Origin of the sequence: Veillonella sp. 3891 (genome assembly GCF_003992315.1) — a bacterium.
Lineage (GTDB): Bacteria > Bacillota > Negativicutes > Veillonellales > Veillonellaceae > F0422.
The window spans coordinates 101,619-127,427 of record NZ_RQVE01000002.1 but is presented as its reverse complement, the minus strand read 5'-3'; the positions used below and the strand labels follow the sequence as shown (position 1 = coordinate 127,427).

23 protein-coding genes and 1 pseudogene are annotated in these 25,809 nt (G+C 39.8%); 23 read left to right on the top strand and 1 reads right to left on the bottom strand.

Annotated features, from left to right (window positions below; all coding sequences use genetic code 11):
* Nucleotides 1-159 precede the first annotated feature (159 nt).
* Nucleotides 160-1,140 (bottom strand): AEC family transporter, encoded by a 981-nt coding sequence (locus tag EO118_RS01695; protein WP_127068333.1) that lies wholly within the window; start codon nt 1,138-1,140, stop codon nt 160-162.
* Nucleotides 1,141-1,287: 147 nt separating this feature from the next.
* Here EO118_RS01695 and modA point away from each other — a divergent pair, with 147 nt between their 5' ends.
* The 23 genes and pseudogenes from modA to hydA all read left to right on the top strand — a co-directional run bounded on the left by modA (nt 1,288) and on the right by hydA (nt 25,801).
* Nucleotides 1,288-2,079 (top strand): molybdate ABC transporter substrate-binding protein, encoded by a 792-nt coding sequence (gene modA, locus EO118_RS01690; protein ID WP_127068332.1) that lies wholly within the window; start codon nt 1,288-1,290, stop codon nt 2,077-2,079.
* Nucleotides 2,076-2,735, top strand: a complete 660-nt coding sequence (gene modB, locus EO118_RS01685; protein ID WP_127068331.1) for a molybdate ABC transporter permease subunit — start codon at nt 2,076-2,078, stop codon at nt 2,733-2,735. The genes modA and modB overlap by 4 nt, the downstream gene beginning before the upstream one ends.
* 9 nt (nt 2,736-2,744) lie before the next feature.
* Nucleotides 2,745-3,371, top strand: a complete 627-nt coding sequence (locus EO118_RS01680; RefSeq protein ID WP_127068330.1) for an ATP-binding cassette domain-containing protein — start codon at nt 2,745-2,747, stop codon at nt 3,369-3,371.
* A 639-nt stretch (nt 3,372-4,010) separates the two neighbouring features.
* The gene (glmS, locus tag EO118_RS01675; RefSeq protein WP_127068329.1) at nt 4,011-5,843 is read left to right on the top strand and encodes a glutamine--fructose-6-phosphate transaminase (isomerizing); all 1,833 of its coding nucleotides are present in this window, start codon (nt 4,011-4,013) and stop codon (nt 5,841-5,843) included.
* Between the two features lie 8 nt (nt 5,844-5,851).
* Complete coding sequence (trpS, locus tag EO118_RS01670; RefSeq protein WP_127068328.1) at nt 5,852-6,838, top strand: tryptophan--tRNA ligase; 987 nt, start codon at nt 5,852-5,854, stop codon at nt 6,836-6,838.
* A 112-nt stretch (nt 6,839-6,950) separates the two neighbouring features.
* Complete coding sequence (locus EO118_RS01665; protein WP_164726235.1) at nt 6,951-7,436, top strand: hypothetical protein; 486 nt, start codon at nt 6,951-6,953, stop codon at nt 7,434-7,436.
* 78 nt (nt 7,437-7,514) lie between these two features.
* Nucleotides 7,515-8,015 carry a hypothetical protein gene (locus EO118_RS01660; protein WP_127068326.1) on the top strand — a complete coding sequence of 167 codons (501 nt, stop codon included), beginning with the start codon at nt 7,515-7,517 and terminating at the stop codon, nt 8,013-8,015.
* A 196-nt stretch (nt 8,016-8,211) separates the two neighbouring features.
* Complete coding sequence (locus tag EO118_RS01655) at nt 8,212-9,051, top strand: Rpn family recombination-promoting nuclease/putative transposase (RefSeq protein ID WP_164726234.1); 840 nt, start codon at nt 8,212-8,214, stop codon at nt 9,049-9,051.
* Nucleotides 9,052-9,269: 218 nt separating this feature from the next.
* Nucleotides 9,270-10,091 carry an amino acid ABC transporter substrate-binding protein gene (locus tag EO118_RS01650; RefSeq protein ID WP_127068324.1) on the top strand — a complete coding sequence of 274 codons (822 nt, stop codon included), beginning with the start codon at nt 9,270-9,272 and terminating at the stop codon, nt 10,089-10,091.
* Between the two features lie 2 nt (nt 10,092-10,093).
* Nucleotides 10,094-10,753: an amino acid ABC transporter permease gene (locus EO118_RS01645; RefSeq protein ID WP_206168264.1), complete on the top strand. Its 660-nt coding sequence runs from the start codon at nt 10,094-10,096 to the stop codon at nt 10,751-10,753.
* Nucleotides 10,754-10,762: 9 nt separating this feature from the next.
* Nucleotides 10,763-11,530: an amino acid ABC transporter ATP-binding protein gene (locus EO118_RS01640; protein WP_127068323.1), complete on the top strand. Its 768-nt coding sequence runs from the start codon at nt 10,763-10,765 to the stop codon at nt 11,528-11,530.
* Nucleotides 11,531-12,225: 695 nt separating this feature from the next.
* A pseudogene (gene rph, locus EO118_RS08745) lies at nt 12,226-12,951 on the top strand (ribonuclease PH); the annotation flags it as partial.
* Complete coding sequence (locus EO118_RS08740; RefSeq protein WP_231723404.1) at nt 12,943-13,563, top strand: XTP/dITP diphosphatase; 621 nt, start codon at nt 12,943-12,945, stop codon at nt 13,561-13,563. The pseudogene rph and the gene EO118_RS08740, both read left to right, overlap by 9 nt.
* A gap of 99 nt (nt 13,564-13,662) precedes the next feature.
* Nucleotides 13,663-14,451 (top strand): adenosylmethionine decarboxylase, encoded by a 789-nt coding sequence (gene speD, locus EO118_RS01630; RefSeq protein WP_127068322.1) that lies wholly within the window; start codon nt 13,663-13,665, stop codon nt 14,449-14,451.
* A gap of 11 nt (nt 14,452-14,462) precedes the next feature.
* Nucleotides 14,463-15,650 carry an NADP-dependent malic enzyme gene (locus EO118_RS01625; protein WP_009353334.1) on the top strand — a complete coding sequence of 396 codons (1,188 nt, stop codon included), beginning with the start codon at nt 14,463-14,465 and terminating at the stop codon, nt 15,648-15,650.
* 214 nt (nt 15,651-15,864) lie between these two features.
* Nucleotides 15,865-16,539, top strand: coding sequence for a helix-turn-helix transcriptional regulator (locus EO118_RS01620; RefSeq protein WP_127068321.1), 675 nt, complete (start codon nt 15,865-15,867; stop codon nt 16,537-16,539).
* The gene (gene dpaL / locus EO118_RS01615; protein ID WP_127068320.1) at nt 16,511-17,719 is read left to right on the top strand and encodes a diaminopropionate ammonia-lyase; all 1,209 of its coding nucleotides are present in this window, start codon (nt 16,511-16,513) and stop codon (nt 17,717-17,719) included. The genes EO118_RS01620 and dpaL overlap by 29 nt, the downstream gene beginning before the upstream one ends.
* A gap of 75 nt (nt 17,720-17,794) precedes the next feature.
* Nucleotides 17,795-19,102, top strand: a complete 1,308-nt coding sequence (locus EO118_RS01610; protein ID WP_127068319.1) for a YgeY family selenium metabolism-linked hydrolase — start codon at nt 17,795-17,797, stop codon at nt 19,100-19,102.
* A gap of 46 nt (nt 19,103-19,148) precedes the next feature.
* Nucleotides 19,149-20,342, top strand: a complete 1,194-nt coding sequence (gene ygeW / locus EO118_RS01605) for a knotted carbamoyltransferase YgeW (protein ID WP_127068318.1) — start codon at nt 19,149-19,151, stop codon at nt 20,340-20,342.
* Between the two features lie 86 nt (nt 20,343-20,428).
* Nucleotides 20,429-21,364: a carbamate kinase gene (gene arcC / locus EO118_RS01600; protein WP_127068317.1), complete on the top strand. Its 936-nt coding sequence runs from the start codon at nt 20,429-20,431 to the stop codon at nt 21,362-21,364.
* Nucleotides 21,365-21,412: 48 nt separating this feature from the next.
* Nucleotides 21,413-22,741, top strand: coding sequence for a putative aminohydrolase SsnA (gene ssnA / locus EO118_RS01595; RefSeq protein ID WP_127068316.1), 1,329 nt, complete (start codon nt 21,413-21,415; stop codon nt 22,739-22,741).
* A gap of 26 nt (nt 22,742-22,767) precedes the next feature.
* The gene (locus EO118_RS01590; protein WP_127068315.1) at nt 22,768-24,468 is read left to right on the top strand and encodes a selenate reductase; all 1,701 of its coding nucleotides are present in this window, start codon (nt 22,768-22,770) and stop codon (nt 24,466-24,468) included.
* A 31-nt stretch (nt 24,469-24,499) separates the two neighbouring features.
* A complete protein-coding gene (hydA, locus tag EO118_RS01585) occupies nt 24,500-25,801 on the top strand; it encodes a dihydropyrimidinase (RefSeq protein WP_240633516.1) in 1,302 nt (433 codons plus the stop codon).
* Nucleotides 25,802-25,809: the final 8 nt, after the last annotated feature.

Sequence of the window (25,809 nt, the reverse complement as noted above, 5' to 3'; positions counted from 1 at the left end):
TATATCGTAGTAGCCCTTGTGTATGGGTACGTATCTAGACTGCTAGGTTATCTATCTAAATGGTATTTATACATCACACCTACACAAAATTAATGTAGTGTGCCTGTAAAAATAAACCTATTTATCATGCGTAGACGAATTGATTTATCATAATATTCGTTATAACGGAAATACATAGTAGGCCAATAAAATAGCTAGTGGCATGGTGAAAGAAGAAAGAACTGTAGTAGCTAGTACGATTTGCGTAGCTAATTCTGGATTGTTGTTCATTTCCACTGCCATAAGGGCGGTGTTTACTGCAGATGGGACTGCGTAAGCGATGATAATGCTTTGCGCTGCAATAGCACTTAATGGGGTGTAGTACATGGTGATAGGAAGTACCACAATTAATGCTAATACAGGTCCTGCGATTAATCGCAAGAAAGAAGTAATCATTACATCTTTTTTGATGAAGTTCCAAGGCGTTCGATTCAACTGTACTCCTAGAGTCAGCATAGCGGCGCCTACAAAGCAACGGCCAAATATATCTAAAGGCCCCCATATAATGGTTTGGGTGAAATCGATAGGAATGTAGTAATGAGCAATGATTGAGATAGGTACGCAGTAAATAATAGGAATATGTAAGATAGTACGTAAAGATTCTGCAGTGGTTAACTTTCCTTTGCCAGCTTGATAGAATCCCAAGGAGTTACAGAATACAGTTTGGATAATAAAGGTAGCGATAATGGCAATGACCCCATCATGTAAATAAGGGGTACCACCATCGATGATGTATGGTTCGTTGGCAAAGACGAAAGTGCCTAGGGCTACTCCTAAGTTACCAATGTTGGAAAACATCACTGCATTGCGGACGATTTCTGTTTTTCCTAAATTATAACCCTGCCACTTAGCGACGATACCTGCTAAGACAGAGTTAGCAAATAGAATGATGAGAGCGCAGCCAAAAATTTCAAAACTTTCATGGGTTAACTCAGTGACATAAAAGGATTTCAAAATATAGGCGGGCAAAAATAAGTAAAAGTTTAATTTGCTCAAAGTTCGTAAATCGAGGTGAAACCATCGATCTAATAAGACCCCCATGAGGGTAAGTAACAAAATGGGGACGATGCTGGTGAGAATAATGTGAAAAAATAAATCCATAGTGGATAACCTCCTTAGGTTGTATAGTTGTCATCTCTATTGTACCACATGAATATAAATCATTTTGCCTAATATTGTTTTTCTAGTATAATGAGAATATGTAGTAAGCTTCTAAGTGTATATATTTAAATTAGGGAGGATATCATTATGAAGCGTAATTGGTTAATGGGGTTATTTATGGCAGGTATGTTGGCATTAGCTGGCTGTGGTGGACAACAAGGAACAACGACGTCTACAGCACCATCTACAAATGAAACAATCACTGTATCTGCAGCAGCTAGTATGCAGGGGGCATTGGAAGAATTAAAAGCAGACTATGTGAAAAAACATAACTTAAAACCTGAACAAGTGAATATTGTCTATGCAGGTTCTGGCACTTTGCGTCAACAAATTGAAGAGGGGGCGCCATCTAGTATCTTTATTTCTGCGAACAAAAAGAATATGGATCAATTGAATGAAAAAGGATTAATGGATAACATTCGTCCATTCGTAGCGAATACATTGGTAATGATCGTACCAAAAGGTAAAGAATCTGTGACATTAGATAATATTACGAATGCAAAACGCGTAGCTATCGGCACAGTAGAAACAGTGCCAGCTGGTAAATATGCAAAAGAATCCTTAACAAAAGCTAATTTGTGGGATGCAGTAGAACCTAATATTGTATTTGCGAAAGATGTAAAAGCAGTAGGTGCGTACATTGCGGAAGGCGCAGCTGATGTAGGATTCGTATATAAAACTGATGCCTTAGCATTGAAAGATAAAGTAGATATTTCTGCTACAGTGGATGCTAAATTACATGCACCTATCGAGTACCCTATCGGTGTGGTGAAAAAGAACCAAAATAAATTAACTGAAGATTTTTATGCGTTCCTAACAAGTAAAGAAGCTAACGAAGTATTAGCCAAATGGGGCTTCGCTGAGCCAGCTCAAAAATGATAGCCTTACAACTATCCATCGAAGTTGCCTTTCTGGCACTTTTGATTAATGTCATTTTTGGACTTAGTTTGAACTATGTGATGAAACATTATGCCTTTCCAGGAAAATCTTTAATTGATTCTTTCTTTACATTGCCCTTGGTATTACCACCAGTGGTATTAGGCTTTGTGTTGCTCATCATATTTTCTCCAGGCAATGCCTTTGGAGCTTGGTTAGAGGCGCATGGAATTCGCGTGGTCTTCTCTAAGTTAGGGGCAATTATTGCATCCGCCGTGGTGAGTTTTCCTCTGTTTTATCAATCTGTTCGAACAGCGCTAGCCGCTATCGATAGCGATATGGAAGATGTAGCCCGTACATTAGGAGCCTCGGAGTTTCGTGTATTTTGGACCATCTCCTTGCCGTTAGCGTGGAAAGGAATTCTCAGTGGATCCATCCTTTCCTTTGCGCGTGGATTGGGTGAGTTCGGGGCTACTATTTTGATTGCTGGAAATATTCCAGGTGTCACAAGAACGATGCCATTAGCCATTTATTCTCTCGTAGAATTTGGCGATTATAGCGGTGCATTTGAATTAGTGATTTATATTTGTGTATTAACATTGGGGCTTGTGTGGGCCATTCAAGGTCTAACCAAAGGTTCCCTCTTCTCAAATCGGTAAGGAGGTACTATGATTTCCTTTGATATCGTCATAGAACGAGGTACTTTTGTTGTGAAAGCCCAAGGTACATTACAAGAAGGTATTACTACATTGATGGGCCCTTCTGGAAGTGGAAAATCTACATTTTTGAAAGCTTTATGTGGATTGTTAACGCCTAAAGAAGGTAGGATTACAGCCAATGATGCGGTATGGTTTGATGGAAAGAAGGTAGTAACACCTACCCAAGAACGACACATTGGCTATATGCCGCAAGGCAATATTGTGTTTCCTCATATGACCGTGGAGAAGAATATCCGATATAGTAAGCAAGGTTCTCCAGAGTTGTTCGATCATATTGTGGAGCGTTTGCGATTGACACCACATCTTAAGAAGAAAGCCAAAGGCTTGTCTGGTGGGGAACAACAACGGGTGGCATTAGGACGAGCACTGTACTCCAAACCAGTGCTACTTATCCTAGACGAACCGCTTACTGCCTTAGATGTGAACTTGAGGTCGCAATTGCAACAAGACTTAGTGGACATTATCTCTGAATGGGGAATCCCTTGCTTGTGGGTCACTCATAGTGAAGAAGAGGCGGCTGCCGTAGGGAACCACCGGCTTTTGTGTCGAGATGGGATGATTGCCGAAGAGGTGTAATGGGAACGCAAGTTCAGTGCTTATACAATATAACGGAGATAGGTGAACCTATATTGCAACACTGAGGTGATGACTACCTGGGCAAATGCATAATAGCAAGATAACATAATAACACAATGGAACAATAGAGAAATGTTGATACGTTTTGGTCAACATTTCTCTATTTTATTTTGTTATAGTACATTATGGTAGCTCTATATAATGGTAGAATCACTTTTCAGTATAGTATAACAATAGCAGAGGGTCTTTGTAGTTTTCATGATACATCTATGTAGGTGTAGACTATGGCAATAGTATATGCCGTTTATGATAGTTAAGGGTAAATGTGTTTGCTTCTTTACAGTTGTTGCTCATATGAAGTATAATACTACTGATTATGACTATTTTTAACATACCTAGGCATAGTCAACAGAACTGTCGAAACAGATGCAAAGGAGGAACCAAATTCGTACAGGCGAATAGCGCAAGCGCTGGAAAGAGACAGCTTTCACAGCGGACGAGGTAGAGGAGTATCGAAATTCAGCGGATGCCTCTCGGCTAGCTTCAGTCGTAGAAGTAGAGCAAAACATCAAGGTAACTAGGTGCACAAAGGCTACTTTCAGAAGCAATAGCAATGAATTAATCAAGGAGGTACATACCATGTGTGGTATCGTAGGATATATTGGATTTGAAAATGCAGCAGATTTTATGCTGGAAGGTTTAGAGAAATTAGAATACCGCGGATATGATTCTGCAGGGATTGCCGTAGTGGGCGAAAACAATGTGATTAAAGTGCAAAAGAAAATGGGTCGTTTGGCGAATTTGGAAGCTGTAGTGAAAGCAGATCCTAACCAAGGCCATATCGGCATCGGTCATACTCGTTGGGCAACTCATGGTCGTCCAAGCGATATGAATGCACACCCACATACAAGTACAGATGGAAAATTTGCCGTAGTGCACAATGGTATCATCGAAAACTACATGCCATTGAAAGAAGAATTGTTGGCTAAAGGTGTTGAATTTACATCTGAAACAGATACAGAAGTAGTAGCTCACTTATTGAGCGATATGTACGATGGCAATTTTGAAAGTACCGTTCGTCGCATGTTAGAACGCATCGAAGGGTCCTATTCTTTGGTGATGGTTTGCGCCGATGAGCCAAATAAAATCATTGCTACGAAAAAAGATAATCCATTGGTAGTGGGCTTAGGAAAAGGTGAAAACTTCATCGCCTCTGATATCCCAGCTATTATTCAACGCACTCGTGAAACATACATCATTAACGACAACGAAGTTGTTATTGTGACACCAGATAGCGTGACAATCACTGACCGAGCTGGCCAACCAGTACAAAAAGATATTTACCATATTACATGGAATGCAGAAGCGGCTGAAAAAGGCGGCTACGAACATTTCATGTTAAAAGAAATTTACGAACAACCAAAAGCGATTCGTGATACCTTGAGCGGACGTATCAATAAAGATGCTACAGAAGTTATCTATGATGAATTGAACTGGACACCAGATACAGTGAAAGGTATCAAACGCATCTTGATTACAGCGTGTGGTACGGCATACCATGCAGGTTTAGTAGCGAAATATTACATTGAGCAATTGGCGCGTATTCCAGTAGAGGTAGACATCGCTTCTGAATATCGTTACCGTACACCATTAACGGATGAAGATACCTTATGCATCGTTATCAGCCAATCTGGTGAAACTAGCGATACCTTATCTGCCTTGAAAGAAGCAAAACGCTTAGGCGCTAAATCCTTGGGTATCACCAACGTAGTAGGCTCCGCCGTATCTCGTGAAGCGGATCAAGTAATCTACACGTGGGCAGGTCCTGAAATCGCCGTAGCCTCCACAAAAGCGTACACTACACAATTAGTAGCTCTATTATTATTGGCTGTGTACTTAGGTCAATTAAATGGTCGCATCGATGAAGCGGTAAAACATGAAATTTTGACAAATTTACAAGAATTGCCTACATTGACGCATGAAATCTTTGAAAACGTAGACGAAATCAAAGCCTTTGCTAACCATTATGGTTATAAAGAAGATGCCTTCTTCTTAGGTCGTTTAATCGACTATGCCGTAGCTATGGAAGGGTCTTTGAAATTGAAAGAAATTTCTTACATCCATGCAGAGGCTTATGCAGGTGGTGAACTGAAACACGGTACTTTGGCATTGATTGAAGAAGGCATTCCTGTCATCGCTTTGGCAACACAAGAATCGGTACGTGAAAAAATGATGAGCAATATCAAAGAAGTAAAAGCTCGTGATGCTATCGTAATCGGTGTGGGTATGAAAGGTGACGAAGAGTTGGCGAAATATGTGGACCATACTATCTTCGTGCCAAAAACTGACGCTTTCACAGTGCCTATCTTAGCCGTTGTACCATTGCAATTGTTGTCCTATTATGCAGCTATCACTCGCGGTGCTGATGTAGATAAACCAAGAAACTTGGCGAAATCTGTAACCGTAGAATAGGAGATACTATGTCTGTTATATTTTCCGGAATACAACCTAGCGGTGAGTTGACCATTGGTAATTACCTTGGAGCTCTTCGCAACTTCTTGACATTCCAAGATGACCATGATTGTTTTTACTGTATCGTGAACCAACATGCCATCACAGTACCACAAGATCCAAAGGACTTAATTCACAACACTCGAAGCCTTGCTGCCTTATATTTGGCAGTAGGCTTGGATCCTAATAAAGTAACTTTATTTGTGCAATCCGAAGTGCCTGCCCATGCGCAGTTAGGTTGGATTTTAACAACCTTGAGCTCCATCGGTGAATTAGAGCGTATGACGCAGTACAAAGATAAATCGGCAAAACAAGGGGAAACGATCCCGGCCGGTTTGTTGACATACCCACCATTGATGGCGGCGGACATTTTGTTATACCAAACCAACTATGTGCCTGTAGGGGACGACCAACGTCAACATATCGAGTTAACTCGTGATTTGGCGCAACGTTTCAATTTCAAATACGGTGAAGTATTCGCTATGCCGGAAATTAAAACCACAGTTGGTGGGGCTCGTGTTATGTCCTTGCAAGATCCAACGAAGAAAATGAGTAAGTCCGATGATAACAATTGGGCTACCATCCGCTTGTTGGATACGCCAGATGTAGTGGTGAAAAAGATTAAAAAAGCGGCTACTGACTCTGAAGGGGTCGTGCGCTACGATAAAGAAAAACAGCCAGGCATTTCCAACTTGATGGGCATTTACAATGCTTTAACAGGAGATTCCTTCGAGGCCATTGAAACTATGTATGCTGGCAAAAACTATGGAACTTTCAAAGGTGATATTGCAGACTTATTAGTAGGTGCGATGACACCAATCCATGAACGGTATGCAGAATTAATTGACAGCCCAGAGCTAGATACGATTTTGACAGAAGGTGCTGAAAAAGCAGCTGCTGTGGCAAATGTAACATTAGCTCGTGTAGAAGAAGCTATGGGCCTACGACGTAAGTAATGATGAAGATGTAATGAGATGCTCTCGTGGCGTTTCATTACATCTTTTTGGTATCGTGTTGTAGGAGATATAAAATGCGGGGGATAAGATGAAAAAATGCATAGTATTAGGAATGGTATTGTTTCTAGGATTTTTCCATACAGTGAGTGGAAAAGACTTTAACGATCCACGTTGGCAGACAGTATTTTCTAATGATGGTTTACTCTTAAAACTTGATGTGAATACAGTTTCCTATAATGAAGAATTGGACACAGCTGATGCTTGGATAGCTAGACTTGATACAAACGAAGATCGTCAAGAAGTTGTACATTATGTGCTGTATTTTAATGGCGGATTAATAATGGTGAAAGATTCATTGCTCTATAAACCAGAATCTAATGTGGTGGTAGGACGTCGAATCAATGATTATAGTTTTCATTTTAGTGAGTCTGATAGCGGCAAGACAATCTGGGAACTGGTAAAAAAACTAACAGATCGTGATACTAAGGCGAAAGCCTATGAGAAGCGGCAAGCAGAAGAGCTAGAGCAAGCACGAGAAGAGGAGTCAAAAAGACCAATCTTAAGAATCAATTATAGCTTAGAAAATAAACAAGACTAGATATTGCAGATTTATGTAGAAACTAATGTATTAGGAAATAAACATAACTATTTTTCAAGCTGTATATTTGGAGGACCTATGAAACGTGAAGAATTAGAGAACATGTTTCCTTGTGGAACGATTCAAGGTGAAATACATAATTCTACGGTTATGGTATGGGGCTTTCAGCTGTTATATGCAGCCATTGCAGTATGGGGCATCTATCGCAGTGTACTCCTCTATCGAGAGCTAGAGTCAGGGATGAATATGTGGTTCATCCTCCTTGTGATGGTTGCTGGCTACGCCTTACTTCGTATGTACCAGCAAGACGATGTGGAGATTTATATTGCTACAGAAGGGCTCATTCTAAAACGAACGCCTATATTAGTAAAAGAACGAATTGAACGTTTTTTTGCACCAGACTTATATTTGACCTTTGTTCATTATCAAGGCATCATGGGATTCGGGGAGGACTGGAAAACCTTGTATGTGCAAACAGAAACAGGCGGTATATATATCGTGTCCATTAGCTTACAGTTTCTGAGCCATCAAGATAAAATGAAAGTTTTAGAGGCACTGAATCGATATAAAAATACTTGAATAGGATTATAAAAAAACCACTTGGCAAGGTGCTAGGTGGTTCTTTTTATTTGTTTTTTTGAAAATATTCACTGTTAGGAAATTTTAGAGGAAGGATAAGATTCAAGGAGAAGTGCAACTATATGCTGGAGGTGTATCTACCGACCTAGCACGTAATTGTGGTATAATTTTGGTAAGAATGAAAGTGAGGCGTTATATGCGTATTAAATCATTCGATGAACTGACCATTCAGGACAATTTTATCTTTCAAAAGGTCATGCTAAAGAAATCCATTTGTAAGGCAGTATTGGAACGGTTGCTGGATATTTCTATCAAGGATATCGTTTACATTCAAGAGGAGAAAACTCTGGATGTAAGCTTGGAAACGAAAAGTATTCGTTTAGATGTCTATGTGAATGACGACAGTGGAACTGTATTCAATATCGAGATGCAAACCAGCAAGGATATGGAAGAACTGGTAAAGCGCACACGCTTTTACCAAAGTATTTTGGATATGTATCATTTACAAAAAGGGCAGAAGTACATGACATTAAATGATTCGTATATTATTTTTATTTGTACATTCCCTGTGTTTACTGGAAATCGTCATAAATACACATTCAAAAATGTTTGTATGGAAGAACATGATATTCTGTTGAACGATGGGGCTACAAAATTGTTTTTAAGTACCAAGGGTAAAATGGATGATATTTCGAAGCCGTTGCAACGGTTCTTAGATTATGTGGACGGTCATGCTGCATCGGATGAGTTACTACGAGAAATTGAAAGTGCCGTAGATGAAGCAAAACATTGTGAGACTTGGAGGGAGGAATATTCAATGCTATCAATGGATCATTATACATATTGGAAAGAAGGCGTGGCTGAAGGTCGGGCAGAAGGGTTAGTAGAAGGTGAAAATCTAGGTAAGGCTAAAGCGAAGACTGAAGTTGTCGTTCAAATGCTTCGAGAAAATATATCCATGCAGATGATTGCTAAGATTACTAACTTAACGTTAAAAGAAATAAATGAAATAGGCAAAGCACATGGCTTGATATAATATATAGGTAAAGAGAAAATCAGCGATATAGTGAGTACATAACTTACTATATCGCTTTTTGTTTTGATAGTTAGATATTGGAGGGACGTTGTCAGTATAAATTACTTTAATAACATATGATAAAAATTTTATTATTTACTTCTTTACAACTTTAATTAACTAAAGTATAATGTAATCATGAAATAGAGATTACATATCTGTAGAGAGGAGAAAGTACTATGAATTGGTTACAAACATGTTCTAAAACAGTATTAGCAGCAGCTAGTGCATTGGTAATTGTGGGGTTAGTGGCAGGTTGTGGGACATCTACGAAGCAGGCGAATACTGAGGTACCTAAGAAAATTGTCATTGGTCTAGATGATAACTTCCCTCCTATGGGATTTAAAGATGAAAAAGGTGAACTCGTAGGTTTTGATATCGATTTGGCAAAAGAGGTAGCTAAGCGTATTGGTTCTGAAGTGGAATTTAAATCCATCGATTGGGATAGCAAGGAAGCAGAACTAAAATCTAAACGCATTGATGTGTTGTGGAATGGTTTAACCATTACGAAGGAACGGGAGCGCAATATTTTGTTCTCTAAACCATATCTTCGTGGGGACCAAATCATTGCTGTGAAATCGGATGCTGGTATTGCTGACAAGGCCCAACTCGATGGCAAACGAGTAGGAGTTCAATCAGGTTCTACTGGTTTAGAAGCAGTAAAAAATGATCCACAATCTAAAAACTTTAAAGAAATCAAAGAATATGGCGATTATGTGAATGCTTTCATGGATCTAGAATTAGGCCGTATCGATGCGATCGTGGTAGATGAAATGGTAGGCCGTTATTTAATCGGCAAAAAAGGTAATAATGTGTTCACCGTAGCAAATGGTTCCTTTGCCACTGAAAAAGCAGGCGTAGGTATGCGCAAAGAAGATGAAGCGTTGAAAGCTAAAATTGACGCTGCCTTACAAGAAGTGATGAATGATGGTACGGCTGACAAATTGGCGCAAAAATGGTTTGGCGACACATCTATCTTGACGAAAGAGGAGTATAAATAAACATGGACGTATTGGAATATATTTTACAGATGGTTCCGGCCATTGCTGGCGGATTCCAAGTGACCTTGTCCTTGTTCTTCATCGTCATCATCTTGTCAGTGCCAGGTGGATTGCTCTTGGCACTGCTCCGATTGAGCACAAATCGAGTGGTAACGACCATCGTGGATGCTTACGTGTACGTAATGCGTGGCACACCGTTAATGCTACAAATTTTGCTCATCTATTACGGCTTGCCATTTATGATTGATGGCTTTGAGTTGACCGATATGACGGCGGCGGTGCTGTCCTTCGTGTTGAATTACATCGCCTACTTATGTGAAATTTTCCGCAGTGGTATCCAATCGATTCCAAAAGGACAATATGAAGGGGCGAAGGTATTAGGCTTTACTTATGTGCAGACGATGTACAAAATCATTTTGCCACAGGTCATCAAACGTGTATTGCCACCATTGGCGAATGAAACGATTACATTGCTGAAAGATACATCCTTGGTGTATGTATTGGCTATGAATGATATTTTGCGAATCACTCGTAGCATTGTACAACGTGATTTCGATATTACAGCTTTTATTGTAGCTGGGGTATTCTACTTGGCTATGACATTTGTACTGACGAAACTGTATCAATATTTAGAACGCCGTATGGCGATTTACGAAGATTAGGAGGAAACCATGGCTTTCATAGACATGTTACATATTGAAAAGAGCTTTGGCTCGGTGGCGGTCTTGCAAGACGTGTCACTATCCATGGAACGTGGCGAAGTGGTGTCCATCATCGGTCCCTCTGGATCGGGCAAATCCACCTTTCTTCGTTGCTTAGGACAACTAGAAACCATTCAAAAAGGGACTATCATCGTCGATGGGGCGATCTTGGTGGACACGCCAGCGAACACTGGCGCAGCGGTCTATGCTGAGAAAGAAGAACAGCAACAAATCTTGCTGAAAATGGGGATGGTATTCCAATCCTTTAACCTATTTCCACACATGACCGTCCTAGAAAATATTATGGTGGCACCTCGTATGGTGAAAGGAATGAAAGATGTAGATATATTACCTATGGCTCAGTCCTTGCTAGAAAAAGTAGGTCTTTGGGATAAACGAGACGTATACCCTAGCACCTTGTCAGGGGGACAAAAGCAACGGGTCGCTATTGCTAGAGCATTAGCGATGAAACCAGAAATTATGCTCTTCGATGAACCTACTTCTGCCTTGGACCCAGAGTTTACCAGTGAAGTATTGCGGACCATCAAAGAACTAGCCGAAGAAGATATGACCATGATCATCGTCACCCATGAAATGGCATTCGCCCGTGAAGTAGCAGACAGAGTCATCTTCATGGCAGACGGTAAAATACAAGAAGAAGGAACCCCAGAAAAGGTTTTCGGGAATCCACAAAACCCAAGAACACAAGCATTCCTAAACTCTATGTTGAGAGTGTAAGGTTCAAACATTATAAACGTACCTAAACTCTATGCTACGAGTTTTGGTATCAAATCATGCAAAGCAAATGCGACATAACGAGGCACAAACCGTATTATATAGTTTGTACTAGGTATGTCGCATTTTTGTGTACAAATATCCTTTCCTTATACTTACTTCCTCATAGAATACAAGCACCTCTAAATGTACCGTGTCATTTTGTATAGTTCTAGCTAGAATCATACATATACTCAGTAGGAGATAAAGGAGCTATCAACAGACTGGGACATCCATCATATAGCTCAGCTTTATAATCTATCGGCAAAAGGATAGACAAAGTTCTCGTTCCCCTCCCACTTTGAGGATCCCCCTCACATAACGATGAGGATACACAATCTTATAGACAGATTCAACATAGATGTTTGCCTTTGACTGATATATACATATCATGGTAGGACAATGTGAGTAGGCGCTTTTGAAAAATTCACACTAACGCTAAGCAGGATGCGGTGTACTTCCGAAGAAACATTACGTAGTACCGTTTCTGAGGGAGTGCACCGCATCCTGCCATTTCGGAGATTCACACCAAAACGCCTACTCATGAACGACTCAAAGAACCCTCAGTCAAAGGCATACACAAATTGCCAATCAGTACTAAGATTGTGTATAATAAGAGGTATGTATAATCCGATGTTAGAGGGAAATGAGGAATGACGATGCGAATTGATGGTCGTGGTTTAAAAGAAATACGCCCTGTGAAAATCACTAGGCATTACACAGCCTACGCAGAGGGATCTGTACTAATTGAATGTGGCAATACAAAAGTGCTTTGTACGGCTAGCGTTGAGGATCGCGTTCCCCGCTTTTTGAAAGGCACTGGTACAGGCTGGGTGACAGCAGAATATTCCTTGTTACCACGAGCTACACATACTCGTGTACCTAGAGAGGCAGCCAAAGGTAAACAGACAGGTCGCACCGTGGAAATCCAACGTTTGATTGGTCGTGCCTTGCGAGCTGTTGTAGACTTAGAAGCTTTAGGCGAAGTATCGATTACGGTAGACTGTGATGTACTACAAGCTGATGGTGGCACTCGTACGGCCTCGATTACAGGGGCTTTTGTGGCCTTAGTAGACGCTATCTATTCTATCTATGATGGATATGGTAAATTCCCTGTAACGGACTATTTAGCAGCTATTTCCATGGGCATCGGTGAAGATGGCCCTATGCTAGACTTGTGCTATGAAGAAGATAGTGCAGCCATTGTGGATATGAATGTGGTTTGTACCGGTAAAGGCCAATTAGTAGAAGTGCAAGGAACAGGTGAACATGGGACTTTCACGAGAGAAGAGTTGAATAGCCTGCTAGATTTGGGTGAAGATGGCACACAGCAATTGATGCAAGCTCAACGTGAAGCATTAGGTGAAATTGGCCATATGGTGGGTCACGAAAATGCACCGAAAGCAGTGGTATTAGCCACCCGGAATAAAGGGAAAATTCGAGAGTTTACGGCAGCCTTTGAAGAACTAGGCTTTGAAGTGCGTACTATAGATGATGTTGTAGATATTGATGAACCAGAAGAAATTGGCACTACCTTTATGGAAAATGCAGAACTGAAGGCTTTATACTATGCAGAGGCTTGCGGTCTCCCATGTGTGGCAGATGATTCGGGCTTAGAAGTAGATGCCTTAGGCGGTGCACCAGGTGTATATTCTGCGCGTTATGCAGGACTGCATCGCAGTGATGAAGATAATAATCGGCGATTAGTAGCGGAATTGGTGGATGTTACTCCAAGTGATAGAACAGCACGCTATCAATGTGCTCTTGTATGGGCTACACCGGATGGACAATGCGTTCGAGCAACAGGCACTTGTGAAGGACTTATTCAGTTAAGCCCAATGGGAAAAGGTGGATTCGGTTATGATCCATACTTTTACATTCCGAAATTAAAAACGACGATGGCCAATATTTCTATGGAACAAAAGCAAGCTATTAGCCATCGAGGTAAGGCGCTACGGGCATTGGTGGAGCAATTGCGACACACTATAATTAAGTAATTAATAAAAAAATGAAAATTTTATATCGAAAGTCTTGAATATATGGATTTAATTCGATATAATAATGGTAGGTATTATAAGGAAGGCAGATATTAAGTTATGGATACATCTGTAAAATCAAATAAAATGAAACTCTATGGGTTTAATAATTTAACAAAAACCTTGAGTTTTAATATTTATGATATTTGTTATACGCGTACAGAAGAAGAAAAACGCCAATATATTGAATACATTGACGAAGTTTACAATGCACAGCGCCTGACTGATATTTTAACAGAGGTTTCACATATTATCGGAGCCAATGTGCTGAATGTGGCAAAGCAAGATTATGATCCACAAGGGGCAAGCGTAACCATTCTGATTTCGGAAGAACCTGTTGATAAAGTAGATAAAGATGATGTGGTGATGCATCTCGATAAATCTCATTTGACGGTTCATACCTACCCTGAAAGTCATCCAGACAATGGAGTCAGTACATTCCGTGCAGATATCGACGTGTCCACATGTGGTCAAATTTCTCCGCTTAACGCATTGAACTATCTTATCGATAGCTTTGATTCCGATATCATTAGCCTAGATTACAGAGTGCGTGGATTCACTCGCGATATTCATGGTAAAAAATTATTCATGGATCACCGCATGAACTCCATCCAAAATTACATCAATTCTAGAACTCGTAATCTTTACAATATGCTCGATGTGAATGTGTATCAAGAAAATATTTTCCATACCAAAATGATGCTGAAAGAGTACGACATTAATAATTATTTGTTTGGTATTACCGAAGAAGATTTGACGCTAAAAGAGCGCAAACAAATCAACCAACAACTCAAACAAGAGATGGCTGAAATCTTTTACGGTAGAAACTTACCATCATTGAAAATCTAGGAGGTTTTCCCATGGACGTAAAACAAGAGGCAATTGAAAAACGCTTGGAACTAAAAGGTTTCTTGCAAACTGGCACAAAATACGAATTAAAAGATGCTCATGATTTAACGGTAGCATACACTCCAGGTGTAGCAGAGCCATGCCTTCATATCAAAGAAGATGAAGACAAATCCTTCGACTTAACGTGTCGTTCTAATATGGTAGCCGTTGTATCTGACGGTACTCGCGTATTGGGTTTAGGTGATATCGGAGCAGCTGCTGCGATTCCAGTTATGGAAGGTAAATCCCTATTGTTTAAACGCTTTGGTAATGTAGATTGCATTCCTTTGGTGATTGATACAAAAGATCCAGACGTGTTAATTAATACTGTAAAATTAGTGCAAAAAAACTTTGCTGGCATTAACTTAGAAGATATTTCTTCTCCTAAATGCTACGAAATCGAAAATCGCTTGAAAAAAGAGTTAGAAATCCCTGTATTCCATGATGATCAACATGGTACAGCTATCGCTTGTTTAGCAGGTGTAAAAGCAGCCCTTCGCTTTGTGAAAAAAGATTTATCCAAAGTTAAAATCGTTGTAAATGGTGCTGGTGCAGCGGGTGCTAATATTGCTCGTCTATTATACTTAGCAGGCGCTCGTAACATTACATTAATGGTAAGCTCCGGTGTATTGAACAAAGACTACAAACGTCTTGATTCTTTACAAGCTGAGTTGATCAAAACATTGGGTCAAGAAACAAAAACTGGCAACTTAGCAGAGATTGCAAAAGGCGCTGACGTATTGTTAGGTGTATCTGCAGCAGGTGCTTTCACAAAAGAAATTTTGGAAAGCTTAGCGGATGATGCTATTGTATTTGCTATGGCTAACCCAGTTCCAGAAGTTATGTACGAAGAAGCGAAAGCAGCTGGCGTACGTGTTATGGGTACAGGTCGTAGTGATGCGCCTAACCAAATCAATAATGTGAATGTATTCCCTGGCATCTTCCGTGGAGCCATCGATGTACAAGCACGTGAAATTAATGATGAAATGAAATTGGCAGCCGCTGAGGCGCTAGCAGCTCTTGTAACAGATGAAGAATTAGCAGAAGACTACGTAGTAGCGAATGCATTCGACAAACGTGTTCCATTAGCAGTAGCAAAAGCAGTGGCTGAAACAGCAATCAAAACTGGTGTAGCTCGTAAAACAGAAGTGCCTTATTAAGAATAGGACTTGTATATAATATAGAGGTAGGTTGAGTGTTAATTCGACCTACCTCTATCTTTTTTTATGAATGGGCTGTGAAAAATATCACCTAACAAAAAATTAGAAAACCTGAAAAATATTTAGAAAAAGTATTGAATTATAGAATTGATGGTGCTATAATAAGGGCATACCTAATAAATTGTTAGATAGCCTAAATAATAGTTAGGAGACAATTATGAAATTAGAACAATTAAAGGTAATTGCGCATGGTATTGCGACACAATTTGGAGCTTCATGTGAAGTGTTGATTCACGACGTGCAAATAGAAACATTAGAGAGTTCTATTGTGTATATTGAGCACGGAGATATTTCTAACCGAAATGTAGGTGATGGCGCCTCGCATGCAGTACTAGATGCGATACGAAATGACGATGGTCAGTGTCAGGGTAAACAAGCTTATCTCACACGAACCAAAGATGGAAGAGTTCTTCGATCGACGACGATGTATATACGTGATGATAATGATAAATTACAGTATTTATTGTGTATTAACTATGATATTACTGATTTTATTACATTACAAAACTCGTTAGATCGAATTATTACATCCAGTAATCGCGCATGGGAAACAAAAGGTGAACGAATTGTTACATCTGTTAGCGATTTGTTGAGCGATATGTTATCTCAAGCTGAAAAAGTAGTAGGGCGGCCAGCACATTTGATGAATAAAAATGAGCGTCTGGAAGCAATACGATATTTATATTGTCAAGGCGCTTTTTTGATTTCAAAAGCATCTGACAAAATTTCAGAGTATTTTAATGTTTCCAAATTTACTTTATATAATGACCTAAATCAGGTGAAAGAAGAGGAGGAATTACATGGAACGGATTCAATGGGTGAAAAATAATATGCCTGGGTCTGAAGATCTAAATACGCATATTATGAGTGTGAAATCAAGTGAAGGTGTAAGGGAATTTCATAAAAGTTTCCCACAATATGAAGAAACACCATTAACTGAATTACCACGTATGGCAGAATATTTAGGATTGAACAGACTGTTCATTAAAGATGAATCCTATCGTTTTGGATTAAATGCTTTCAAAGTATTAGGGGGATCCTATGCGATTGCTAAATTCGTGGCACAAGAATTAGGTAAAGAAGTATCCGAGTTACCATACGCTGTATTAACATCTAAAGAATTACGTGATGAATTTGGTCAAGCTACATTCTTCACAGCAACCGATGGCAATCATGGTCGTGGCGTCGCTTGGGCGGCGAATAAATTAGGTCAAAAATCTGTAGTATTCATGCCAAAGGGTTCTACAGAAACTCGTAAACAAAATATTGCAGCAGAAGGTGCAACAGTTACGATTGAAGAAATGAACTACGATGATTGTGTACGCTTAGCTACAGCAGAATCTAAAAAAGTAAACCATGGCGTTGTTATTCAAGATACAGCGTGGGATGGCTATGAAGAAATTCCAGCATGGATCATGCAAGGCTATGGCACAATGGCATTAGAAGCTACTGAGCAATTAGAAAAAGCAGGTGTAGATGTACCAACACATGTTATCGTTCAAGCCGGTGTAGGTTCCTTAGCAGGTGCTGTGACTGGTTATGTAGTGAACCGCTACAAAGATGCTCCTGTAAAACCAAAAATTGTTGTGGTAGAAGCATCTGCTGCAGATTGCTTATACAAAGGTGCTAAAGCAGGTGATGGAGACTTACGCATTGTTGGTGGTGATTTACAAACTATCATGGCAGGATTAGCTTGCGGTGAACCAAATACAATCTCTTGGGACATCTTAAAAAATCATGTGGACGTATTCGTATCCGCTCCAGACTGGGTAGCATCCTTGGGTATGCGCATGAGTGCAGCTCCTATTAAAGGTGATGCTAGCATTACATCTGGTGAATCTGGTGCCGTACCATTTGGTTTAGTAGCAGCCGCTATGACAATGGATGAATATAAAGATTTACGTGAAGACTTAGGCCTTACAAAAGATTCTAAAGTTCTTTGCTTCTCTACAGAGGGGGACACAGATCCAACACGATATCAAGAAATCGTATGGCAAGGAAAATTTTAGTATAACCAAGTAGTCATATACAGTTAATTTTAACTTTAACGTATACGTATATGTGTATTTAAGGAGGAAAAAGGTATGGATTTACAAGCAGTAAAAGAAGCAGCAAAAGCCTATGAACCAGCGATGACAAAATTTTTAAGAGAAATCGTCGCATTCCCTGGTGAAAGTGCGGAAGAAGAACAACACGTTCGCCGTATTGAAAAAGAAATGAAAGACTTAGGATTCGATGAAGTAGAAGTGGATCCTATGGGTAACATTCTTGGCTATATGGGAACTGGTAAAACATTGATTGCTTTTGACGGACATATTGATACAGTAGGTATCGGTAACCGTGATAACTGGAACTTTGATCCATATGAGGGATTTGAAAGCGATACTGAAATCGGTGGCCGTGGTGTATCTGACCAATTAGGTGGTATCGTATCTGCAGTATACGGTGCAAAAATCATGAAAGACTTAGGTTTATTGAATGATAAATATCGTGTATTAGTAGTTGGTACAGTACAAGAAGAAGATTGCGACGGATTGTGCTGGGAATACATTATTAAAGAACGTGGTATTCGTCCAGAATTCGTAGTATCCACAGAACCAACTGATGGCGGTATCTATCGTGGTCAACGTGGTCGTATGGAAATCCGTATCGATGTAGAAGGCGTATCTTGCCATGGTTCTGCACCAGATCGCGGTGACAATGCCATCTACAAAATGGCCGATATTTTACAAGATGTTCGTGCATTAAATGCAAATAACTCTACTGAAAGCACACGTGTTCGTGGCTTAGAAAAAATGTTGGACCCTAAATTCAACCCTGATCATTATGAAGAAGCTCGTTTCTTAGGCCGTGGTACAGTAACTACTTCTCAAATTTTCTACACATCCCCTAGCCGTTGTGCCGTAGCAGACTCTTGCGCAGTATCTCTTGACCGTCGTATGACAGCAGGTGAAACATGGCAAAGTTGCTTAAAAGAAATTGAAGACTTACCAGCTGTACAAAAATACGGTGCGAAAGTATCTATGTACGAATATGCTCGTCCATCTTGGACTGGATTAACATATCCAATCGAATGCTACTTCCCAACATGGGTAATTCCTAAAGATCATAAAGTAACAAAAGCGTTAGAAGAATCTTACATCTCCTTATTTGGCACAGAACGTATCGGTGCTGAAGTTACATTGGCAGAACGTAAAGCTCGCCCATTGACTGATAAATGGACATTCTCTACAAATGGCGTATCCATCATGGGACGTAATGGTATCCCTTGTATCGGCTTTGGTCCTGGCGCAGAAGCACAAGCACATGCTCCTAACGAAATCACATGGAAACAAGACCTTGTAACATGTGCAGCAGTATATGCTATCTTGCCTACAAACTACTGCAAATAATAGTGTCAGTTTTATAAAGTTATAAATTATAAATGAGGTACAAAAAATGACAGATTTCAAAAAATGTGTAGACGCTCTTGCTAAATTAGATACAAAAAATATGTACAATAATGACTTTTTCTTAACTTGGGAAAAAACAGACGATGAATTGCAAGCAGTTTGGGCAGTAGCTGATGCTTTACGCGCATTACGTGAGCGCAATATCTCTACAAAAGTATTTGACAGTGGACTTGGCATCTCCTTATTCCGTGATAACTCCACTCGTACTCGTTTTTCCTTCGCATCTGCTTGTAACTTATTAGGTTTAGAAGTACAAGATTTAGATGAAGGAAAATCTCAAATCGCTCATGGCGAAACTGTACGTGAAACAGCTAACATGATCTCCTTCATGGCTGACATCATCGGTATCCGTGATGACATGTACATCGGCAAAGGTAATGCATACATGCATGCAGTAGCTGATGCAGTAGAAGAAGGTCATAAAGACGGCGTTTTAGAACAACGTCCTACATTGGTAAACTTACAATGTGATATCGACCATCCAACACAATTGATGGCTGATACTGCTCACCTTATCAACGAATTTGGTGGACTTGAAAACTTAAAAGGTAAAAAAGTGGCTATGACTTGGGCATACTCCCCATCCTATGGTAAACCTCTTTCCGTACCACAAGGTGCTATCGGTTTATTCACTCGTTTAGGCATGGAAGTTGTATTAGCGCATCCAGAAGGATATGAAGTAATGCCAGAAGTTGAAGAAGTTGCTAAAAAACAAGCACAAGCTAGTGGCGGATCTTTCAAACGTACAAACGACATGAAAGAAGCTTTCAAAGATGCTGATATCGTATATCCAAAATCCTGGGCACCTTTCGCAGCAATGGAAGAAAGAACTGACCTATATGGTAAAGGCGACACAGCAGGCATTAAAGAATTAGAAGGTCGTTTATTAGAACAAAATGCACAACATAAAGATTGGGCTTGCACAGAAGAAATGATGAGTCTTACAAAAGACGGTAAAGCATTATACTTACATTGCTTACCAGCTGATATCACTGGCGTAAGCTGTGAAGAAGGTGAAGTTGACGCATCTGTATTTGATCGTTATCGTGTACCTCTTTACAAAGAAGCAAGCTATAAACCATATGTAATTGCTGCTATGATTTTATTAAGCAAATTTGAAAATCCAGTAGAATTATTGAAAGAGCTAGAAGAAAAGGGAACAGAAAGAGTTCTCCGCTAAGAGCAAAGGGGCTGTCTGTTCAGACAGTCCCTTATTTTAATCCCTACAAAGTAGTTAGGAATATATACACCATAGAGAGGTACCCTATGAAAAAACGTGTTGTTATCGCTTTAGGGGGCAATGCCCTAGGTAATACATTACCAGAACAAATGCTTGCAGTAAAAGAAACTTCGAAAGCAATCGTAGATTTAATCGAAGCAGATTGTGATGTTATCGTTACCCATGGTAATGGTCCTCAAATCGGTATGATCAATAATGCTATGGCTGCATTGACAAGAGAAGTAGAAGGGCAACCTAATACTCCCTTGTCTGTATGCGTAGCCATGAGCCAAGCGTATATTGGATATGATTTACAAAACGCATTACGCGAAGAATTGTTGAATAGAGGTATTAAAGACTTACCTGTTACAACAATGGTTACACAAGTTCGTGTAGATGCAGATGATCCAGCTTTCTTAGACCCTACAAAACCAATTGGTCACTTTATGACAAAAGAAGAAGCCGTACATGCAGTGAACCAATATGATTACGTAGTAAAAGAAGATGCAGGTCGTGGTTATCGCCGTGTCGTAGCATCACCAGCACCAAAAGAAATCATTGAATTACAAGCAATCAAAGGTTTAATTGGTCATGAATTAGTGATTGCTTGCGGTGGCGGTGGTATTCCTGTAGTTCGCAATGGAAATCACTTAACAGGTGCCTCTGCAGTTATCGATAAAGACTGGACTAGTAGCCTATTAGCACAAGAAGTTGATGCTGATGTATTGATTATCTTAACAGCTATTGAAAAAGCAGCGATTAACTATGGTAAAGAAAACCAACAATGGTTAGAGCACATTACTGTAGAAGAAGCAGAAAAACACATCAAAAATGGTGAATTTGCAGCAGGTTCTATGAAACCAAAAATGGAAGCAGCAGTGGCATTTGCTAAATCGAAACCAGGTAGAAAAGCTATTATTACTCAATTAGAAAAATCTCGAGAAGGTATAGAAGGAAAAACAGGTACACATATCGAATTATAACAATAGCATTTCAAATACATACAGTGTTTCATAGAAAGGAGCCTATCTATGATTTTACTAGGAAAAGGAACTGTCGTTACACGTAATCCATTACAACCCATTATTGAAGATGGTGGGGTATTAATGGATGGCACTAAAATTGTGGCGGTAGACTCATACGAAACATTGCGCAAACAATATCCAAAAGCATATCGAGTGAACGCTCATGGACGCTTGATTATGCCTGGTTTTGTAAATGCTCATCATCATATTTATTCTGCCTTAGCCCGCGGATTATATATCCCTGGTAATAACCCAACAAATTTTAAAGAAATTTTAGATGGATTGTGGTTCTACTTAGATAAACGTCTTGCTAAAGAAGATGTGTGGGCAAGTGCGATTGTGACCTATATGGCATGTATCGAAAATGGTGTGACTTCCATATTCGACCATCATGCAAGTTATGGAGAAACAGAAGGTAGTTTATCTGTTATTAGCGAGGTTGCTCAAGACTTCGGTGTTCGTTCTTGCTTGTGCTATGAAGTAAGTGATCGGAATGGCCAAGAGGAAATGGAGAAAGCTGTAGCAGAAAACGTACGCTTTGGTAAAGAAGCAAAAGAAAACCCTGAAACACTCGCAGCTATGATGGGGTTACATGCATCTTTCACATTGAGCAAAGACACATTGGCTTATGTTCGTGAACAAAACGTAGACAATTTAGGATATCACATCCATGTAGCAGAAGGCACTACAGATCAAGAAGATAGCCAAGAAAAATATGGTATGCGCGCAGTGCATCGCTTGCATGAAGATGGCATCCTAGGGCCGAAAACAATTGCTGGGCATTGTATCCATGTAGATGATAGTGAAGTGAAGGTATTAGCTGAAACTGGCACCATGGTGGCTCATAATCCAGAAAGTAATATGGGTAATGCGGTAGGAGCACCTAATGTATTAAAACTTATGGAAGCAGGTATTCCAGTGGGTCTTGGTACAGATGGATATACTAGCGATATGTTAGAATCCTACAAAGTAGCAAATTGTTTAGTGAAACATAACATGCAACATCCAAATGTTGGTTGGACTGAAATTCCACATATGTTATTCAATACTAACCCAGCAATGATTGAAAAATTCTTCCCTGTAAAAGTTGGTACCTTGACACCGGGGGCAGAAGCAGATGTAATTGTTTTAGATTATATTCCTAGAACAGATTTACATGCTGATAATATTAATGGTCATTTACTATTTGGCCTAAATGGTCTTAATGTAATTACAACGATTTCTGGTGGTAAGGTACGTATGCTAGATCGTCAATTATGTGGCATGAATAAAGAAGAATTGCTACGAGAAGTACGACAAATTTCCCATCGTTTATGGAAACGATTAGTCCCATAATACACTTTCAGTAAGGAGTGAATACTATGAGCGATATCATGTATCCGGTAAGTTTCGGACATTTAATGAACCATATTCTAACAGAATATGCTACACACAATCGAGTATATAATGTGGAGCGCATGCACACAACAGGCACGAATCAACGGTTATCCTTATTTGGTCGTAATCTAGAAAATCCATTAGGCCCTGCAGCAGGTCCACATACTCAATTAGCTCAAAACTTAGTAGCAGCCTATGTGGGCGGTTCCCGATTCTTAGAATTAAAAACAGTACAAATTATGTTCGGTGAAGAATTGGGCATCCCAAGACCATGTATTTATTCAAAAGATGAAGCATACAATGTGGAATGGTCCTCTGAGTACCATTGCCATGCGGCTGCTGATGAATACATTAAAGCATGGTTTGCTATTAAATTAATTAGTAAAGAATGGGGCATCGGCGATCCAGATGGATTCATCTTTATTATGAGTGTTGGCTACAACTTAGCGGGCATTCAAAGTGAAGATGTAGATTCCTATATGGAATGTTTACGTGCAGCACGTACTAAACCAGTTTGGAAGGAATGCGAAGAATGGGCATTAGCTAATGTACATCAATTTAAACATGTAACAGAAGATTACATTCGCAATATTGATGACAACATTTGCCAAGGTATTACATTATCTACCATGCACGGCTGTCCTGCAGGCGAAATTGAATCGATTTGTACATATCTAATGAAAGAAAAACATTTGAATCTATATCTAAAATGTAATCCAACATTATTAGGCTATGATCGTGTAAGAGAATTATTAGATCAAGCAGAATTTGGATATATTGATTTTGATGCACATCAATTTGAAGTGGACTTATCTTTTAAGGAAGCAGTGCCAATGATTGAACGATTGTTGACGATTGCAGAAGAAGAAGGTTTAGTATTCGGTGTGAAACTGACAAATACATTCCCTGTTTCGATTCACGAAAAAGAATTACCAGGTGAGCAAATGTATATGTCTGGTAAATCCTTATTACCATTATCTATCGGTGTGGCTCAATTATTGAGTGAAACATTTGGCGAACGCTTACCAATGTCCTATAGCGGTGGTGCTGATGCGAAAAATATTGCAGCTTTATTCCGCACAGGTATTTGGCCAATTACAGTATGTACAACCTTGCTACAAGGTTTAGGCTACAACCAATTGGATAACTTGGCTAAATTAGTAGAAGCAGAAGATTATGATACTGCTAAGGTAGTTAAACCAACAGAGATCAAAGCTTTTGCTGAGGCTATGGGAACAGCGCCAACATACAAAAAATCTGCAGCTGCTAAGAAAAAACGCGAAGAGCAACCAGGTTTCCCAACAGCTCATGATAAAAATCATGAATGCCGTGTGGTATGTGGTACTTGCGTACGTGTATGTCCAAATAGAACGAATGAATGCATTACTGTAGATGGTAAAAAATTGATTATTCACATTGATGAGTCTTGTAATGAATGTGGTAACTGTGCTTGTCATTGCGTACAACCATGCTTCCCATATAAAGATAAATTAACATACTTCATTGATGAAGAACGCTTATTAGCAAGTGATAATGATGGCTTTTATATTCAAGGTAAGGAATGCGGATATCGCTTCCAAGGCGCTACAGGTCGCACAGCGATTGATGCCTTACCAGAGGTGTTGAAAGGAGTTGTGGAAGCGTTCATTAAAGAACTTCCATATTATATCTATGATACTCATTGAACAAGGATATCTTGTACTCCCAACGGGAGTCATGCAAGGGACGATAGCAATTGAAAACGATACAATTGTAGAGGTAGCTCCTCATATTGAGGCAAAACCGGGAGATGTACGAATCGATGCAAAAGGGCGCTATGTATTGCCTGGAGGAATCGATACACACACCCATTTTGAAATGACCAATGCTTTTGCCACCACGGCAGACGATTTTGAAAGTGGCACAAAAGCGGCCATTATGGGGGGGACCACGACGATTATCAATTTTGCATCGCCTTTTGAAGAATCTTTGTTAGAAGGTTTGCGACGCGATAAAAAACGGGCGGAAGGACGTTGCTCTTGTGACTATAAATTTCATATGGAATTGTTAGATATGAATGAGCAAGTAGCAGCGGAAATTCCTAAGGTCGTAGAAGAAGGCGTCGCATCCTTCAAAGTATATATGGCCTATAGCTTTAGTATTGATGATCGGTCAATTTATGAAGCAATTAAAGCAATCGCCCCAACCGGTGCGTTGGTGGCAGCCCACTGTGAGAATGGAGCGATGATTGCAGCTAAGGTACAGGAAATGAGAGAGGAAGGAGATACTGAAGCAAAGTATCATCCACTTTCAAAGCCAGATACCATAGAAGCAGAAGCAATGCATCGCTTCATTCGACTAGGGGAGTTAGCAGATTATCCAGTACATATTGTACATGTGAGCTCTGCAGCAGGATTAGATGTGATTGAGGAACGCAGAAAAAATGGGGCAAAAGTAACCTGTGAAACCTGCCCTCAATACTTATTATTGACAGATGAATTGTATAATCAGCCGGATGGAAAAGGATTGCGATATATCTTAAGTCCACCTCTTAGAAAACAAAGAGATGTGGAGATTTTGCAAGCGGCGGTAGAGCGTGGAGTTTTCCAAACTTTATGTACGGATCACTGCAATTATACATTGGCGCAAAAAGCGCAGGGTCTTGGTGACTTTACGAAAACACCAGGTGGTCTGCCAGGTGTAGAAGAGCGGATGATTCTAATGTGGGATATGTTTGTTCATAGTGGACGAATCGATCCTGTAGAATATATGAAATTAACTAGCGAAACACCAGCTAAGTTATATGGATTATATCCAAAAAAAGGTACGTTACAGGTAGGAAGTGACGCAGATATCGTAATACTTTCACTAGATGTAACAGAATGTATGACTTCGGATAAAACTCATAGTCGGTCAGATTATACACCTTATGAGGGAATGACTGTACATGGTCGAATAGATGATGTGTTTTTACGTGGGCACCATGTGGTGCAAGATAGAAAATTAGTGGAAGCCTATAAAGGGGAATTCCAACAATAATTGGAGGG

What these genes read in the sequence shown, in the direction of transcription:
- EO118_RS01695 (WP_127068333.1), bottom strand. Translation starts at nt 1,140, where the DNA reads ATGGATTTATTTTTTCACATTATTCTCACCAGCATCGTCCCCATTTTG.
- modA (WP_127068332.1), top strand. Translation starts at nt 1,288, where the DNA reads ATGAAGCGTAATTGGTTAATGGGGTTATTTATGGCAGGTATGTTGGCA.
- modB (WP_127068331.1), top strand. Translation starts at nt 2,076, where the DNA reads ATGATAGCCTTACAACTATCCATCGAAGTTGCCTTTCTGGCACTTTTG.
- EO118_RS01680 (WP_127068330.1), top strand. Translation starts at nt 2,745, where the DNA reads ATGATTTCCTTTGATATCGTCATAGAACGAGGTACTTTTGTTGTGAAA.
- glmS (WP_127068329.1), top strand. Translation starts at nt 4,011, where the DNA reads ATGTGTGGTATCGTAGGATATATTGGATTTGAAAATGCAGCAGATTTT.
- trpS (WP_127068328.1), top strand. Translation starts at nt 5,852, where the DNA reads ATGTCTGTTATATTTTCCGGAATACAACCTAGCGGTGAGTTGACCATT.
- EO118_RS01665 (WP_164726235.1), top strand. Translation starts at nt 6,951, where the DNA reads ATGGTATTGTTTCTAGGATTTTTCCATACAGTGAGTGGAAAAGACTTT.
- EO118_RS01660 (WP_127068326.1), top strand. Translation starts at nt 7,515, where the DNA reads ATGAAACGTGAAGAATTAGAGAACATGTTTCCTTGTGGAACGATTCAA.
- EO118_RS01655 (WP_164726234.1), top strand. Translation starts at nt 8,212, where the DNA reads ATGCGTATTAAATCATTCGATGAACTGACCATTCAGGACAATTTTATC.
- EO118_RS01650 (WP_127068324.1), top strand. Translation starts at nt 9,270, where the DNA reads ATGAATTGGTTACAAACATGTTCTAAAACAGTATTAGCAGCAGCTAGT.
- EO118_RS01645 (WP_206168264.1), top strand. Translation starts at nt 10,094, where the DNA reads ATGGACGTATTGGAATATATTTTACAGATGGTTCCGGCCATTGCTGGC.
- EO118_RS01640 (WP_127068323.1), top strand. Translation starts at nt 10,763, where the DNA reads ATGGCTTTCATAGACATGTTACATATTGAAAAGAGCTTTGGCTCGGTG.
- EO118_RS08740 (WP_231723404.1), top strand. Translation starts at nt 12,943, where the DNA reads ATGGTGGGTCACGAAAATGCACCGAAAGCAGTGGTATTAGCCACCCGG.
- speD (WP_127068322.1), top strand. Translation starts at nt 13,663, where the DNA reads ATGGATACATCTGTAAAATCAAATAAAATGAAACTCTATGGGTTTAAT.
- EO118_RS01625 (WP_009353334.1), top strand. Translation starts at nt 14,463, where the DNA reads ATGGACGTAAAACAAGAGGCAATTGAAAAACGCTTGGAACTAAAAGGT.
- dpaL (WP_127068320.1), top strand. Translation starts at nt 16,511, where the DNA reads ATGGAACGGATTCAATGGGTGAAAAATAATATGCCTGGGTCTGAAGAT.
- EO118_RS01610 (WP_127068319.1), top strand. Translation starts at nt 17,795, where the DNA reads ATGGATTTACAAGCAGTAAAAGAAGCAGCAAAAGCCTATGAACCAGCG.
- ygeW (WP_127068318.1), top strand. Translation starts at nt 19,149, where the DNA reads ATGACAGATTTCAAAAAATGTGTAGACGCTCTTGCTAAATTAGATACA.
- arcC (WP_127068317.1), top strand. Translation starts at nt 20,429, where the DNA reads ATGAAAAAACGTGTTGTTATCGCTTTAGGGGGCAATGCCCTAGGTAAT.
- ssnA (WP_127068316.1), top strand. Translation starts at nt 21,413, where the DNA reads ATGATTTTACTAGGAAAAGGAACTGTCGTTACACGTAATCCATTACAA.
- EO118_RS01590 (WP_127068315.1), top strand. Translation starts at nt 22,768, where the DNA reads ATGAGCGATATCATGTATCCGGTAAGTTTCGGACATTTAATGAACCAT.
- hydA (WP_240633516.1), top strand. Translation starts at nt 24,500, where the DNA reads ATGCAAGGGACGATAGCAATTGAAAACGATACAATTGTAGAGGTAGCT.